Source organism: Bacillus sp. 01N45 (assembly GCF_056399205.1).
Genome location: NZ_JBFTQW010000012.1, coordinates 101857 through 116149 on the forward strand (window position 1 = coordinate 101857; position 14293 = coordinate 116149).

Genomic DNA, 14293 nt, shown 5'->3' on the forward strand with positions numbered 1-14293 from the left:
AAAAAGGGAATCCCCCTATATTTAACAACTAACAATGTACTAATCATACCATGTAATGGCTTGTTTTTGACCTAGTTTTTTTTAAAATTTCATGTTTCTTTCAATGCAATTGTAATCTTTCTCAATCTTCTGTTTGGATTAGCTTCCATCATCAAATGATTGCAATAACGGGTTCTCTTCCATATGGGATACGAAATAAATTTTGCGTGCAAGTGGTGGTTCAATAGAAATCGCATGCACATTCCCTTGCTTTACCGCTTGCTTTACTGACATTTCTGGAAGTAACGTAATACCAAGTCCAGCTCCGACCATCGCAAGCATCGGTTCTGCATAAGAAGTTTCAAATGCAATGATTGGTTTCGCACCTATCCCCTGAAACATATTCGTAATCATTTTCCTTACATCACAGATTTCTGGGTATACGATTAACTTTTCATTTTGCAAATCTTCCATTCGGATCACTGTTTTCTCTTTATAAAGATGATCATTTGAAACGACACAAACAATTTTTTCTACTCGCATTTCTTTTATACACGTAGCGTCTTCTACTACTGAATCGACGAACATCGCTTCAATCTTCCGTTCTTTAAAGAGTCCCATTAGTACTTTCGTATGCTCAATTTTCCATTCTACTTCGAATCCGTCACCTAATACATCTTTACATTTTGATATGTAATGAGCTGCTAAACTTGGCAATATGCCTATAGAAATTTTCCGCTTCTCTTGAAAATTCTTCATTTCGGCTTTCACTTCATATATGTGTTCCAAAATCGGTAACATTCTTGTTATAAATAACTCTCCAGCTTCTGTTAACTCCACTCCTTGTGCGGAACGCTTCAGTAAAGTAACCTCTAAGCCCGCTTCTAACCTTTGAATTTGTTTACTAAGCGCCGGTTGAGAAATATGTAAAAGCTTACTCGCCTTTGATAAACTTCGCGTATTCTTTACTTCAAGAAACGATCGTACTGCCTCCAAATCCATCGTACACACCTCTAACATAAAGTTATAACTGTCATAAAAAATCGATATTTCCTTCTATAAACAATTACTCTTTATACTTATTTCATCAACTTACTATAACGAAATGTAAAGGGGAAAGATACTCTTGGACAAAAAACAAATGCTACTCGGATCCCTCCTATGCTTACTTGCCGTAACGGCTTGGGGATTTATGTTTCCTGTCATGGCAAATGCCCTGCAGTTTATTGATCCGTTCTTCTTCACAACTATCCGATACGGATCAGCAGCTATTATTTTTCTTATTTTGCTATTCATTACTGAAGGAAAAACTTCACTCCGCTTAGAGAAAAGAACACTTTCGTTATTCTTTTACGGAACAGTCGGTTTCGCTGGATATGGTTTTCTCATTTTTTACGGCCAACAACTTGCCGGGCCTTCTGGGGCCATTCATGCTGCGATGATTCAGTCTCTTATGCCACTCATCGCTTTATTATTGCAGTGGATAACAAAAAACAAACGCCCACAAAACTACACATTCCTTTGTATGTTCGTTGCATTGCTCGGTGTTATGCTCGTCATTTCAAAAGGAAATATTCACTTATTATTTGGAGCTGCCAGTCACCTCTCAACAAATATACTTATGCTATGCGGCGTTACTTGCTGGGTCATTTACACGAACGGTGGTGCTCGTTTTCAATCTTGGTCACCACTTCGATATACGACGTTAACTTGTTTATTCGGCTCCATTTCACTCATCGTTATCGTCACTTTCTTCACGTACACAAACATCGTTACTATGCCGTCACTTCGTACCATTATGAGCGTTCGTTTTGAACTCTTGTATATGTCGATTGTTGCAGGTGTTATCGCTGTATTTTGCTGGAACACAGGAAATCGCTATATTTCATCTATTAACGGCATATTATTTATGAATTTAGTTCCTGTACTTGCACTTATCGGTTCCATCTTTCGAGGTTATACAGTCGACAAAATTGAAATTTCCGGAGCCTCATTAACAATTATTGCGCTATTATGCAACAATGCATGGCAAAGGAAAGAAAGCACAAAAATCCCCACCTCAGTTCGTTAGGTGGGGATTTTTCACATATGAACAGCTCTTGGCAATTCATAGTATATATTCGTTATACATAATGTTTGCTCCATCCATTGTTCAATTTCTTTCGTGTACATTTCTATGAAAAATGTCTCAGACGGAAATGAATGCAGCACTTCTGATATATATTGTGGATATAAAAACGGCATATTCATCATGCCTTTTAATTGCGTCATAAACATTGTAAAAGATACCTTTTTAAACTCTTGCTTCATTTGTCCCTGTCTAATCATTTGCTCTATATAATATCTTTCTTTAGAAAAGTAAATGGTCATCACTTCGCGAATTAATGTCGTATCAAGTGAAAGCTCTCGGTAGAAGAAACGTGTCAGTTCCCTATTTTCAAATTGATATCGTAAAATCTCGCGCACCATTTGCACCATCACATCTTTAGCCGACAAATATTCTCTCTGTTCGAACGACATTTCAATCACATGAATATATCCTTCTAAAAAATCAGTAATAAGCTGTTCTAATAAACCTTGCTTTCCAGCAAAATAATATGAAATATTCGCTACATTCACATCCGCTCGCTTTGCAATTTCTCGCACCGACGTTCCATCATAACCTTTCGTGTTAAACAACGATATTGCCGCATCAATTACTTTTTGTTTCGTCTGTTTCATGCGCTCACTTCCTCTCACTGAACAGCTATAGTTTAAATTTCTTGACTTTTAAGACAAATTCCTTTAATTTTCTATCGACAAAGTCATGTGAAATACATCGTATTTTGCTAATATTTTACACATCTCGATAAAAAGGGAGTTGTTTCCATGTTTACAAAAGAAAGTTATGCAGGTTCTCGTGAAGAGCAATACGAGACAGTAATTAAACAACTGGATGCATTATTAACTGGCGAACCGAACGTAGTCGCAAACTTATCAAATGCGTCCGCATTATTAAATCAATTTTTAGATCGTGTGAATTGGGTTGGCTTTTATGTAACAGACGGAAATCAGCTTGTTCTTGGACCTTTCCAAGGAATGCCCGCTTGCGTGCGCATTCCATTTGGACGAGGCGTTTGCGGCGTTGCAGCTGAAACAAAAACAACGCAACTTGTAGCAGACGTTCACCAATTCCCAGGACATATCGCTTGCGACAGTGCTTCTAATTCAGAAATCGTCGTACCGATCGTGAAAGAAGGAACTATCATCGGTGTACTTGATATTGATAGCCCTGAAAAAAATCGTTTTGATGAAGTAGATCAGCGCTATTTAGAAAAGTTTGTGGAAACACTCCTAAAACATATTTAAAAAAGAAAAGAGTGAGTTATCGATTGCGTACATCACGTACGAAACCGATAGCTCACTCTTTTTTATTGATTACTAACAGTAGATACTTTCTTTAGTGCCTGTTCTAAATCAGAAACGATATCTTCCCATGATTCTAAACCGACAGATAAACGTATTAAATTATCGTAAATACCCATTTCTTGTCTTAGCTCAGCTGGAATCGCAGCGTGTGTCATCGTTGCTGGGTGCTGAATTAACGTTTCTGTATCCCCTAAACTTACGGCAATTGTAATAAAGTGAAGGTCATTGATAAACGCTTGCGTCTCTTCTTTTCCGCCTTTAATTGAAAAAGAAATCACACCACCTCCCCGTTTCATTTGGCGAGATGCTAACTCCCCTTCTGGATACCAAACACCTTCTACCGCATCATGATTTTTCAGAAACGATACAATTTTTTCTGCATTATCACAATGACGGTCCATCCTTACCGCTAATGTCTTTAATCCACGTAACAATAACCACGCATCAAACGGCGCCATAATGCCGCCGATATCTTTACGCATCGGGCGAATTTTTTCAGCTAATGCTTTCGTTTTACAAATCGTTACACCCGCCACAACATCGCCATGACCACCAATATATTTTGTCGCACTATGAACAACCGCATCACAACCAAGCTCAAGCGGTCTTTGTAAATAAGGTGAACAAAACGTATTATCAACAACGACAAGTAAGCCATTTCGCTTCGCAACCCGAATAACTTGTTTTAAATCGATTAATTTCATCGTTGGATTAATCGGTGTTTCAACGAAAATAACCTTTGTATTCGGACGGATTTTATTTTCGACATCATCCTCTGTCTCCATATCACAAAACGAATGCGTAATCATAAATTTCTCTTCTAACACTTCTAAAAAACCGTACGTGCACCCGTATAATCCATTTGAACAAATAATATGATCTCCAGCTTTTAAAAAGCCAATTAACGTTGCTGAAATAGCTGCCATTCCTGATCCGAAAGCAAGTGCTTCTTCTCCTCCTTCTAACACCGCCATACGTTCTTCAAATAATTTTACAGTTGGATTTCCAAGTCTTGAGTAAATATAAGACGGATCCACTCCCGCAAAACTCGCCTCTCCTTGCTGCGCAGTCTCAAATGTAAATGTAGACGTTTGAAATAACGGTGGTGTTAAACTTCCTTTATGTTCCTCAGATGTATACCCGTGATGAATTAACGCTGTCTCCATATGCTTCTTTTTCATAAAAACATCCCCTTTTATGTTTTTATTCCCGCATATTCATCAACAAAAAATTAATGAACATTTTTTACTACATTTTATGTAAGCGTTTCATTTGTGTTTCTATCACTTCTTTTATATCGTTTTAAATTCCTTCTTGTTCATTTCCAAAATTTATATGCATAAAACAAAAACGTACTTGCTTGACGAAACTCTGGGTAAAAGATATAATAGCGTTTGTGTAAAATAAAAAGGCAGCCTTGTAATGTGAGTTTATCGTTTGTATTTTGTTCCTCTACGGAGGTGTATCTCGTAACTCCCTGCTGCTGGAGCGAAGGTACATGAAAACAAAATGCCCGTAAATATCGATTACGTCTGTTTTTATTTTACGTAAATAAAAACATTTTTAAAGGAGGAGTCAACTATGGCTCGTTATACAGGTCCAGCTTGGAAACTGTCTCGTCGTCTTGGAATCTCTCTAAGCGGCACAGGAAAAGAATTAGAAAAACGCCCTTACGCACCAGGTCCTCACGGTCCTAACCAACGTAAGAAACTTTCAGAATACGGTTTACAATTACAAGAGAAACAAAAACTTCGTCACATGTACGGCATGACTGAGCGTCAATTCCGTCGCACATTTGACCAAGCAGGTAAAATGCCTGGTAAGCACGGCGAAAACTTCATGATCCTTCTTGAAGCTCGTCTTGACAACCTAGTTTACCGTATGGGCTTAGCTCGCACTCGTCGTGCAGCTCGCCAATTAGTAAACCACGGCCACATCACAGTTGATGGATCTCGCGTAGATATCCCATCTTACCGTGTAAAACCTGGTCAAACAATCAGCGTTCGCGAAAAATCTAACAGCCTTGTTGTTGTTAAAGAAGCGATCGAAGTTAACAACTTCGTACCAGAATACTTAACTTTCGATGCTGATAAATTAGAAGCTACTTACACTCGTCACGCTGAGCGTTCTGAGTTAGCAGCTGAAATCAACGAAGCATTAATCGTAGAGTTCTACTCTCGTTAATGACAAAAAGCCAATCCTCTGGATTGGCTTTTTTCGTTTATATATAAAATAAAATTATTTATTTTCCTCTTGTTGAACATATACATAAGCATCTTTCTGCTCTTTATGTACATCCACCTTCGAATTCTCTGCAAGCTGACCTGCGTTTAGCAAAGAAAAAATAATGAGCGCTTCTAGTGACATGTTGTTTTACCACTCCTTTCTATTTGTTATACATTTATCATACCGCTTACATGTGATTTCCGTATGAACTCGAAAAGGAGATTACAACAAAAAGGTTACAGGAATATGAATGCACGCTATAATAACCATTAAATAGGAGGTCGATTCATTTTGACAATAAATCAAATGGTTCAATTGGGTAGTGCATGTATGTTGTTTATTACTTCCGCGCTTATTAATTGGTATCAGGGGAGTAATTTAATAGATGATCCTGATGAATGGAAATATAGCGCTAAGTTTACGAATTACTTTAAAGGCACCGTTTCAAATTACCAAGATATTTATCAAATCGATTTCTTTATATATGCAGCAAAATTTTATCCAACAGCATTTATTGTTATGCTCAGTAGCTTACTTTATATGCTCATATTAATTCTTCATATTCTATTTACAAGAACTCGTAAGGTAATCTAAATTCATACATAAAAACCCCGAATCATAAACTTTTCAGCCTACAATCCGGGGTACTATTTGTTTTATATTCGTTTCTGATTAGTAACGAATTAAGAAATATTTCTTTTTACCGCGGCGAATGATTGTGAATTTACCTTCGATGCGGTCGTTTTCTGTTACAACGTAGTCTAATGCTTGTGTACGTTCACCGTTTACGTAGATTGCGCCGTTCGTTACATCTTCACGTGCTTGACGTTTTGATGGAGAGATTTTGCTTTCTACAAGTAAGTCGATTAATACTGTATCTTCTGCAGTACGTTCTACAGATGGTACGTCTTTGAATCCTTGCTCGATTTCGCTTGCAGTCAATTCTGCTACAGAACCGCTGAATAATGCAGCTGAAATTTTAATCGCTTGCTCTAATGCTTCTTCGCCGTGAACAAGTTTTGTCATTTCAGCACCTAATGCTTTTTGTGCTGCACGTTTTTCTGGTGCTTCAGCTACTTGCTTTTCAAGCTCAAGAATTTCTTCATGAGATAAGAATGTGAAGTATTTTAAGTATTTAACAACGTCGCGGTCATCTGTGTTAATCCAGAATTGGTAGAACTCGTAAGGAGTTGTTTTCTCTGGGTCTAACCAAATTGCGCCGCCTTCTGTTTTACCAAACTTCGTACCGTCAGATTTTGTAACAAGTGGAATTGTTAAACCAAACGCTTTCGCATCTTCTTCTGATTTACGGATTAATTCAAGACCAGCTGTAATGTTACCCCATTGGTCACTACCACCGATTTGCAAGCGGCAATTATGGTTTTGGTATAAGTTTAAGAAGTCGTATGATTGTAAAATCATATAACTAAACTCAGTGAATGAAATACCAGTATCTAAACGAGATGCTACTGTATCTTTTGCTAACATATAGTTTAAACCGAAGTTTTTACCGATATCGCGTAAGAATGAAATTACATCTAAGTTACCAAGCCAGTCATAGTTGTTAGCCATTGTTGCTGGGTTGTCCACATTTTCAAACTCTAAGAAGTTTGAAAGTTGGTTTTTAATGCTTTCTGTGTAGTAAGCAACTGTATCTTTCGTATTTAATGTACGTTCTGCTTTTTTACCACTTGGGTCACCGATCATACCAGTACCACCGCCAACAAGTGCGATTGGTTGGTGACCAGCTAATTGGAAGCGACGTAACATTAATACTGGTAACATATGACCGATGTGTAAGCTATCCGCTGTCGGATCGAAACCACAGTATAATTTAACGCTTTCTTTTTCTAATAATTGCTCAAGTCCCTCAGCGTCTGTTTGCTGATTAATTAGACCGCGAAATTCAAGATCTTGTAAAATACCCATATCCTACATACTCTCCTTTAAGTTCATTACTGGCGTGAAGGTTGAAAACATAAAAAAATCGCCCCTTCAAATAAGGGACGATTTTGATTATCGCGTTACCACCCTAGTTGCAGGCAAAAAAAAGCCTACCACCTTATTTACATAACGGCTTAGCACCGTCTTTTCCCTTTTGAATACAATTCAATCGAAAAAAGATGCTCTAGGGGCGTAATTCGCGATCATCTATGTGCTGATTTTCACCGGCCATCAGCTCTCTAAAACAGGGAAATGATCACTACTTCTCCCTTTCCACGCTCAATTATTCATATACTTTTCTTTATACCATCATTTATATAGGCGTGTCAAATAGAGGTCGAGTTTCTCTTCTTGCTAATCCTTTACAACGTCGCAAAGAGTATCGTAATAAGAGAAAGAATTGGAACTCCAACTAATAACGATACATGAAACACAACAGATAAATCGTTCCCAATCGTCGCCTCCACAGGATCTTTCGCTGGAGAACCAAGAAATCCGATTAATCGATCGAAGCGACTTACCGTTTTTGGAAAATCTGGTATTTCTACATAATCACTATCTAAATGCTGCTTTAATTTATATTCACTTTTAAAGGGATTTTCGCTCAATTTCATCCACCTCCAGCAATTGTTTCAATTTCTTTATCCCGTTATGAAGTCTCGACTTCACTGTTCCAATCGGAATGTTTAATATCTCAGCAATCTCTTTTTGCTGCATATCATGATAATAAGAAAGAATAAGGACAGCTCGCTGCTCTTCCGGAACTTTCAAAATTGCTTCTCTTACTGTGAGCCGATCTTCGTGGGAAAATTCTTTTTCCTGAATCGGCACTAAAAATGGCAAAAGCGTATGCCACTTTTTTCTTCTATTTAATTTATTAATCATGAGACGATAACCAATTTGAAATAAATACGTTTTTATTTTGCCTTTTTCAAGTTCATACATATGTTTCTTACGCTCTAACGTCAAAAACGTATCTTGCACAAGGTCGATACTTAATTGTTCATCTCGGTTAAATCGATACAAAAATGTGTATAGCGCTGGTTTGATTAAAACATATAGTTTTTCTCCCGCCTGTTTATCTCCACTTTGATACGCAAGCATGAGCTCCTCCTCAATCCCAATCTGCGCCATGATTTTTGATCTCCTTTATTCCTTTTAACGTTAACGAAATACGGGAAATTAAATATACACTTGCGACAATAATCCATACTTGTGATTGATTTGTAAAAAATTGAACATACGGGTTTTGTATTGTATGACCGGTTGAAACTAAAATATTTAATGCTTGCACACATATGCATGCATACACTGCAAGACAAGCCGAAATTGTATCAAATACATTCCAGCGAAAATACACTTTTGTTTTTGTAAAATCAATTTTATATCCATTTTTTCTTACTATATGTTTTCTATCAAATGGAATAATGATTGAAAACATAACAATCATCATGACCCCAGCTGTAATCATTGATACTTTAAATCCGATTGGCATCGGTAAGAAAAGACCACAAGAAAATACGACTATAATTCCAATTAAAGCAAAAGCAAGAAGTAATTTATTAGACATATAAAAGCCTCCCTCATCTATTCTTTCATAAATGTATACAGACGAGGAAGGCACTTCGTTCAAATATTATTTTATTTTTTTAATAATCTTCGCAGGATTTCCGCCAACTACTACATTATCCGGCACATCTTTCGTTACAACGGCGCCAGATGCGATCACCGCATTATCTCCAATTGTTACACCAGGATTAATAATCGCTCTTCCGCCAATCCATACGTTATCACCAATTGTAACTGGTTTCCCGTATTCTGATCCGCTTATGCGCTCTACTGGATCAAGCGGGTGTGTTGCTGTATAAATGTGAACTCCTGGAGCTAACATACAGTTCACTCCGATTGTCACCGGGCATACGTCTAAAATGGTACAGTCAAAGTTCGCGTAAAAATTTTCGCCAACGTGAATGTTATAGCCATAATCACATCTAAAAGAAGATTCAAGATGAATGTTATCTCCAGTCGTTCCGAATAGTTCTTTTACGATTTCGCTACGCTCTTTTAATTGTACTTCTGGCGTTTCATTTAATTTTCTCGTTAATATACGAGCTTGCTCCCTCTCTTGAACTAAAACTGGATCAGCTGGTATGTACATTTCTCCTAGTATCATCTTTTCTTTTTCTGTTTTCATTTTATTACCCCCTTTAACTTATATATATAAGTTAATAATAACATAAAAAAAGGTCTGAACGTTATTTCGTTCAGACCTTCCTCTCTTAATCTTCCATCGTTGATAAGTCACCTGTTGGTAAGTTTAATTCCCACGCTTTTAATACGCGGCGCATAATTTTACCACTTCTCGTTTTCGGTAATTTATCTCTAAATTCAATTTGTCTTGGCGCTGCATGAGCTGCTAGGCCTTTCTTTACAAATTGACGAATCTCTTCTTTTAATTCATCAGATGGTTCGTATCCTGCTCGAAGCGCGATAAATGCTTTAATGATTTCTCCGCGCACTGGATCAGGAATACCAATTACACCAGCCTCTGCAACAGCAGCATGCTCGATTAATTTGCTTTCTACTTCAAACGGACCAACTCGCTCACCTGACGTCATAATTACATCATCAATACGCCCTTGGAACCAGAAGTATCCATCTTCATCCATATAAGCAGAGTCACCTGATACGTACCAATCTCCCGGCATAAAGTAAGATTCATACTTTTGCTGGTTATTCCAGATTCCACGCATCATCGCTGGCCAACCTTTACCAATTGCTAAGTTACCCATTGTGTATGGAGGAACTTCATTTCCTTCATTATCAACAATCGCTGCTTTCACACCTGGAATTGGTTTACCCATTGAACCTGGACGGATTTCCATACAAGGGTAGTTACAAATAACTTGTCCACCTGTTTCTGTCATCCACCACGTATCATGAATACGAAGTCCAAATGCGTTCATACCCCAGCGAATTACTTCTGGATTTAACGGTTCACCAACGCTTAATACGTGACGAACTTGTGATAAATCATATTTTTTAATTGCGTCTTGTCCAGCTCCCATTAACATACGGAACGCTGTTGGCGCACTGTACCAAACTGTTACACCGTAATCTTGCAGTGCTTCATACCACGCTTCTGGACTAAAGCGGCCACCTAAAACAACATTTGATGCCCCAACTAACCACGGTGCGAAAATACCGTAAGCTGTTCCAGTTACCCAGCCTGGGTCAGCTGTACACCAATATACATCGTCTTCTTTTAAATCTAATACCCATTTCGCCGTTTGATGGTGCTGCACCATTGCATTTTGCGCATGAAGCACACCTTTTGGCTTACCGGTAGAACCAGACGTGTAATGTAGAATTAAACCATCTTCACGGCCTAACCATTCAATATGTAATTCTTTTGAAGCTTGTTCAAATAAAGGATTGAACGCTACCGTTTTACCGCCTTCTTCTACATTATCTCCAACAAGGAAGACTGTTTTTAAAGCAGGTAAATCATTTAATGGTACGCGCTCTAACAATTCAGGAGTTGTAATTAACACCTTCGCTTCGCTATCTTCTAAACGATCGCGAACTGCGCCTTCCATAAATGCTTCAAATAGCGGACCAACGATTGCTCCTAATTTCACTGCACCTAAAAGTGCAAAATATAATTCTGGAGAACGCGGCATAAAAATAAAAACGCGATCGCCTTTTTCTACATCGCCATAATTTTTCAGGACGTTTCCTGCTTTATTAGAAAAATCCTTCATTTCCTTAAATGTATATTTCTCTTTTCGCGATCCATCTTGATAATAAAGGGCTACTTTATTTTTACGATCGGATTTCGCATGCTTATCAATTGCCTCATACGCCATATTTACTCGGCCTGTTTCATTCCAAGTAAAGTTTTTATTAACCTCTTCCCAGTTAAAATTCGCGTATGCCTCATCATAATTCGGCAAATTATTTTCTCCTTTAATGACAGGAAGCGTTTCTACTTTCATACTTTACATCCCCCTCCTATGTATTCTATTATCTATTATAATGATATTATTTAAAATTTTCAGTATATTTGTTGATTTTTAGACAAATTTTTAATGACAAATTTCGATTCACATCGCATATATTATAAAGTACGATATTAATAGATTCACAAACCCTCAAGGTGGTGAGTAATACATTGATTCATAAAAAAATATATAATGCTAGAAACTTAAAAACAGCGAAAGGCACTTTAATTATTGAAGGTCCTGTCTCTACACATAACTTAGAAATGTATGAATTTCATCCGGATTTAGTTGCGTTTCGTCCTGCCGAGCAGCAATATAAAGCAATTGTCGAAATTTCTAAATTACCAGAAGCTCGTCTCATTATTGCAAGACATGACCAAACGATTGTTGGATATGTTACATACTTATATCCTGATCCGCTCGAACGATGGTCAGAAGGAAAGATTGAAAACTTAATTGAACTCGGGGCAATTGAAGTTGTCCCCGCCTTCCGCGGTTGCGCTGTCGGAAAGAACTTATTAGAAGTTTCAATGATGGACGATTATATGGAAGATTACATTATATTGACGACTGAATATTATTGGCACTGGGATTTAAAACAAACAGGCTTAAATGTTTGGGAGTACCGAAAAGTAATGGAAAAGATGATGAATGCTGGTGGCTTACAATGGATGGCTACAGATGATCCTGAAATTTGTTCACATCCTGCTAACTGTTTAATGGTCCGCATCGGTAAACGCGTTGATACGGATTCTATTCAAGCATTTGATCGTCTACGTTTTCACAATCGTTTTATGTATTAATAAAGGGGGCAACTGGAATGATTGTAGAAGAAATTATGAATCAAGATGTGGTGACACTACATCCAAACGATACAATCGAAACAGCAATCCGAACGATACGCACGAAAGGCATTCGGCACATTCCAATTGTCGATCAAAATAATCATGTCGTAGGCATTATTTCTGATCGGGATGTAAGAGATGCAAGTCCGTCTATTTTAGATGAACAAGTTTCACTCGATATGCTGAAGCAACCACTTGAACTTATTATGAAACATCCTGTAATGACTTGCCATCCTCTCGATTTCGTTGAAGAAATTGCTACTTTATTTTTTGAAAATAAAATTGGCTGTCTCCCTGTTACAAAGGCTGGCAAGCTAGTTGGAATCATTTCTGAATCTACTGTACTGCACACGTTAGTAAAATTAACAGGAGCACATCAACCAAGTTCACAAATTGAAATTCAAGTAAAAAACGAACCTGGGATTCTTGGAAAAGTCGTTGCTATTTTTAGTGATTTGCAAATAAATATCGTGAGCGTTCTCGTCTATCCAGCAAAAGATGAGAATGATAAAGTACTCGTTTTCCGCATTCAAACGATGAATCCGCTAAAAGTGATTGATGCACTTGAAGCAGAAGGCTACCGCGTATTATGGCCGAACATTATGGGGATGCAAGCATGAGTAGCGCGTTTATTTATTCGGATGACTTTCGGGGCTATTCGTTTAGCCCTGATCATCCTTTTAACCAACTACGCGTCACACTTACGTATGATTTATTACAAAAGGGCGGTTTTATCTCTCCCTCCCAAATCATCTCACCACGGATGGCTACAGATGAAGAGATCGCCTACGTTCATACAGAGGAGTACATAAATGCGGTAAAACGTGCTGGAGAAGGTAAGTTAGAAAAATCAATTGCGATGACATATGGACTCGGAACAGAAGATACACCGATGTTTCCAAATATGCACGAAGCAAGCGCATTACTCGTTGGCGGTACGTTAACTGCTGTCGACGCTGTTCTTTCCGGGAAAGTAAAACACGCGCTTAATTTAGGCGGTGGCTTACATCATGGCTTCCGCGGCAAGGCATCTGGCTTTTGTATTTATAACGATAGTTCCATCGCAATGAAATATATACAGAAAAAATACGGTTTACGTGTTTTATATATTGATACAGATGCTCATCACGGTGATGGTGTACAGTGGTCTTTTTACGACGATCCTAACGTATGCACCATTTCACTACATGAAACTGGGCGTTATTTATTCCCTGGAACTGGTGCTGTAAATGAACGCGGACAAGGTAATGGCTATAGTTATTCTTTTAACGTTCCACTCGATGCCTTTACAGAAGACGAATCGTTTTTAAATTCATATCGCACTGTCGTAAAAGAAGTTGCCGCATACTTTAAACCGGATATTATTTTAACGCAAAACGGCGCTGACGCACATTATTACGACCCACTTACACACCTTTGCGCAACGATGAATATTTACCGTGAAATACCGAAGCTCGCTCGCGAAATCGCTAATGAATATTGCGAAGGTCGCTGGATCGCTGTCGGCGGCGGTGGCTATGACCACTGGCGCGTCGTCCCAAGAGCTTGGGCACTCATTTGGCTCGAAATGAACAACATCCAAAACATCTCAGGTTATCTCCCTCCAGAATGGATTGACGCTTGGAAAGGACAAGCTGAAACAGAACTTCCCCTCACATGGGAAGATCCAGACAACATGTATAAACCGATCCCCCGTAAACCAGAAATTGAAGAAAAGAACGCATTAACTGTAACGAAATCCCTTGAAATAATTCGGAATAATATGACAAAATCTTTGTACTAAACGAAAAGGAGGCTCGTTTTTGAATAGCCTCCTTTTATTTATAGCTTGCTATTATTGTCGGTTTCTGTCGGTAAGTCGATATATCTTGAGATTCGCTGATATAT

17 protein-coding genes and 1 other annotated feature are annotated in these 14293 nt (G+C 38.1%); of the genes, 7 read left to right on the plus strand and 10 right to left on the minus strand.

The features are described from left to right. Positions 1-138 precede the first annotated feature (138 nt). Positions 139-981, minus strand: coding sequence for a LysR family transcriptional regulator (locus AC1DMU_RS23595; protein WP_088064571.1), 843 nt, complete (start codon positions 979-981; stop codon positions 139-141). Positions 982-1105: 124 nt separating this feature from the next. Between AC1DMU_RS23595 and AC1DMU_RS23600 the strand changes: the two genes are divergently transcribed. Then, positions 1106-2050: a DMT family transporter gene (locus tag AC1DMU_RS23600; protein ID WP_088064572.1), complete on the plus strand. Its 945-nt coding sequence runs from the start codon at positions 1106-1108 to the stop codon at positions 2048-2050. A gap of 11 nt (positions 2051-2061) precedes the next feature. Here AC1DMU_RS23600 and refZ read toward each other — a convergent pair whose 3' ends face one another. Next, positions 2062-2700, minus strand: a complete 639-nt coding sequence (gene refZ, locus AC1DMU_RS23605; RefSeq protein WP_088064573.1) for a forespore capture DNA-binding protein RefZ — start codon at positions 2698-2700, stop codon at positions 2062-2064. Between the two features lie 147 nt (positions 2701-2847). On the opposite strand from refZ, the gene AC1DMU_RS23610 reads away from it, so the two are divergent. After that, positions 2848-3327 (plus strand): GAF domain-containing protein, encoded by a 480-nt coding sequence (locus AC1DMU_RS23610; protein WP_048544449.1) that lies wholly within the window; start codon positions 2848-2850, stop codon positions 3325-3327. Positions 3328-3389: 62 nt separating this feature from the next. Here the strand turns inward: AC1DMU_RS23610 and megL are convergent, their stop codons facing one another. Continuing rightward, positions 3390-4568 (minus strand): methionine gamma-lyase, encoded by a 1179-nt coding sequence (gene megL / locus AC1DMU_RS23615; RefSeq protein ID WP_106382691.1) that lies wholly within the window; start codon positions 4566-4568, stop codon positions 3390-3392. Between the two features lie 400 nt (positions 4569-4968). Between megL and rpsD the strand changes: the two genes are divergently transcribed. Further along, positions 4969-5571, plus strand: coding sequence for a 30S ribosomal protein S4 (rpsD, locus tag AC1DMU_RS23620; RefSeq protein WP_000135322.1), 603 nt, complete (start codon positions 4969-4971; stop codon positions 5569-5571). Positions 5572-5625: 54 nt separating this feature from the next. Here the strand turns inward: rpsD and AC1DMU_RS23625 are convergent, their stop codons facing one another. Continuing rightward, a complete protein-coding gene (locus tag AC1DMU_RS23625; protein ID WP_087985417.1) occupies positions 5626-5754 on the minus strand; it encodes a transporter in 129 nt (42 codons plus the stop codon). A gap of 150 nt (positions 5755-5904) precedes the next feature. Between AC1DMU_RS23625 and AC1DMU_RS23630 the strand changes: the two genes are divergently transcribed. Continuing rightward, on the plus strand, positions 5905-6207 hold the full coding sequence (locus AC1DMU_RS23630) for a YjdJ family protein (RefSeq protein WP_088064574.1): 303 nt from the start codon (positions 5905-5907) through the stop codon (positions 6205-6207). 78 nt (positions 6208-6285) lie between these two features. On the opposite strand, the gene tyrS is transcribed toward AC1DMU_RS23630, so the two are convergent. The 6 genes from tyrS to acsA form a co-directional block, all read right to left on the minus strand. Continuing rightward, a complete protein-coding gene (gene tyrS, locus AC1DMU_RS23635; protein WP_046956195.1) occupies positions 6286-7542 on the minus strand; it encodes a tyrosine--tRNA ligase in 1257 nt (418 codons plus the stop codon). Positions 7543-7612: 70 nt separating this feature from the next. Beyond that, positions 7613-7842: a binding site (T-box leader), on the minus strand. Positions 7843-7919: 77 nt separating this feature from the next. Continuing rightward, positions 7920-8165 carry a hypothetical protein gene (locus AC1DMU_RS23640; RefSeq protein ID WP_088064575.1) on the minus strand — a complete coding sequence of 82 codons (246 nt, stop codon included), beginning with the start codon at positions 8163-8165 and terminating at the stop codon, positions 7920-7922. After that, a complete protein-coding gene (locus AC1DMU_RS23645) occupies positions 8146-8691 on the minus strand; it encodes an RNA polymerase sigma factor (protein ID WP_088064576.1) in 546 nt (181 codons plus the stop codon). The genes AC1DMU_RS23640 and AC1DMU_RS23645 overlap by 20 nt, the downstream gene beginning before the upstream one ends. Continuing rightward, positions 8672-9127, minus strand: a complete 456-nt coding sequence (locus AC1DMU_RS23650; RefSeq protein ID WP_088064577.1) for a hypothetical protein — start codon at positions 9125-9127, stop codon at positions 8672-8674. Before AC1DMU_RS23650 ends, AC1DMU_RS23645 begins: the two co-directional genes overlap by 20 nt. Before the next feature lie 66 nt (positions 9128-9193). Next, positions 9194-9751, minus strand: a complete 558-nt coding sequence (locus AC1DMU_RS23655) for a maltose acetyltransferase domain-containing protein (protein ID WP_000845594.1) — start codon at positions 9749-9751, stop codon at positions 9194-9196. 85 nt (positions 9752-9836) lie between these two features. Next, the gene (gene acsA, locus AC1DMU_RS23660) at positions 9837-11555 is read right to left on the minus strand and encodes an acetate--CoA ligase (RefSeq protein ID WP_016130337.1); all 1719 of its coding nucleotides are present in this window, start codon (positions 11553-11555) and stop codon (positions 9837-9839) included. A gap of 176 nt (positions 11556-11731) precedes the next feature. Between acsA and acuA the strand changes: the two genes are divergently transcribed. Genes acuA through acuC form a run of 3 tightly spaced genes read left to right on the plus strand, consistent with a single transcriptional unit; the run spans position 11732 to position 14189 of the window. Further along, entirely contained in the window at positions 11732-12364 is a 633-nt protein-coding gene (gene acuA / locus AC1DMU_RS23665) for an acetoin utilization protein acetyltransferase AcuA (RefSeq protein ID WP_063222474.1), read from the plus strand. Between the two features lie 17 nt (positions 12365-12381). Then, positions 12382-13026, plus strand: coding sequence for an acetoin utilization AcuB family protein (locus AC1DMU_RS23670; RefSeq protein ID WP_000634566.1), 645 nt, complete (start codon positions 12382-12384; stop codon positions 13024-13026). Beyond that, positions 13023-14189 (plus strand): acetoin utilization protein AcuC, encoded by a 1167-nt coding sequence (gene acuC / locus AC1DMU_RS23675; protein WP_000092828.1) that lies wholly within the window; start codon positions 13023-13025, stop codon positions 14187-14189. The genes AC1DMU_RS23670 and acuC overlap by 4 nt, the downstream gene beginning before the upstream one ends. The last annotated feature ends 104 nt before the right edge of the window (positions 14190-14293 follow it).

What these genes read in the sequence shown, in the direction of transcription:
- AC1DMU_RS23655 (WP_000845594.1), bottom strand. Translation starts at nt 9,751, where the DNA reads ATGAAAACAGAAAAAGAAAAGATGATACTAGGAGAAATGTACATACCA.
- rpsD (WP_000135322.1), top strand. Translation starts at nt 4,969, where the DNA reads ATGGCTCGTTATACAGGTCCAGCTTGGAAACTGTCTCGTCGTCTTGGA.
- acsA (WP_016130337.1), bottom strand. Translation starts at nt 11,555, where the DNA reads ATGAAAGTAGAAACGCTTCCTGTCATTAAAGGAGAAAATAATTTGCCG.
- AC1DMU_RS23650 (WP_088064577.1), bottom strand. Translation starts at nt 9,127, where the DNA reads ATGTCTAATAAATTACTTCTTGCTTTTGCTTTAATTGGAATTATAGTC.
- AC1DMU_RS23645 (WP_088064576.1), bottom strand. Translation starts at nt 8,691, where the DNA reads ATGGCGCAGATTGGGATTGAGGAGGAGCTCATGCTTGCGTATCAAAGT.
- acuC (WP_000092828.1), top strand. Translation starts at nt 13,023, where the DNA reads ATGAGTAGCGCGTTTATTTATTCGGATGACTTTCGGGGCTATTCGTTT.
- megL (WP_106382691.1), bottom strand. Translation starts at nt 4,568, where the DNA reads ATGAAAAAGAAGCATATGGAGACAGCGTTAATTCATCACGGGTATACA.
- AC1DMU_RS23610 (WP_048544449.1), top strand. Translation starts at nt 2,848, where the DNA reads ATGTTTACAAAAGAAAGTTATGCAGGTTCTCGTGAAGAGCAATACGAG.
- tyrS (WP_046956195.1), bottom strand. Translation starts at nt 7,542, where the DNA reads ATGGGTATTTTACAAGATCTTGAATTTCGCGGTCTAATTAATCAGCAA.
- AC1DMU_RS23670 (WP_000634566.1), top strand. Translation starts at nt 12,382, where the DNA reads ATGATTGTAGAAGAAATTATGAATCAAGATGTGGTGACACTACATCCA.
- AC1DMU_RS23625 (WP_087985417.1), bottom strand. Translation starts at nt 5,754, where the DNA reads ATGTCACTAGAAGCGCTCATTATTTTTTCTTTGCTAAACGCAGGTCAG.
- AC1DMU_RS23595 (WP_088064571.1), bottom strand. Translation starts at nt 981, where the DNA reads ATGGATTTGGAGGCAGTACGATCGTTTCTTGAAGTAAAGAATACGCGA.
- refZ (WP_088064573.1), bottom strand. Translation starts at nt 2,700, where the DNA reads ATGAAACAGACGAAACAAAAAGTAATTGATGCGGCAATATCGTTGTTT.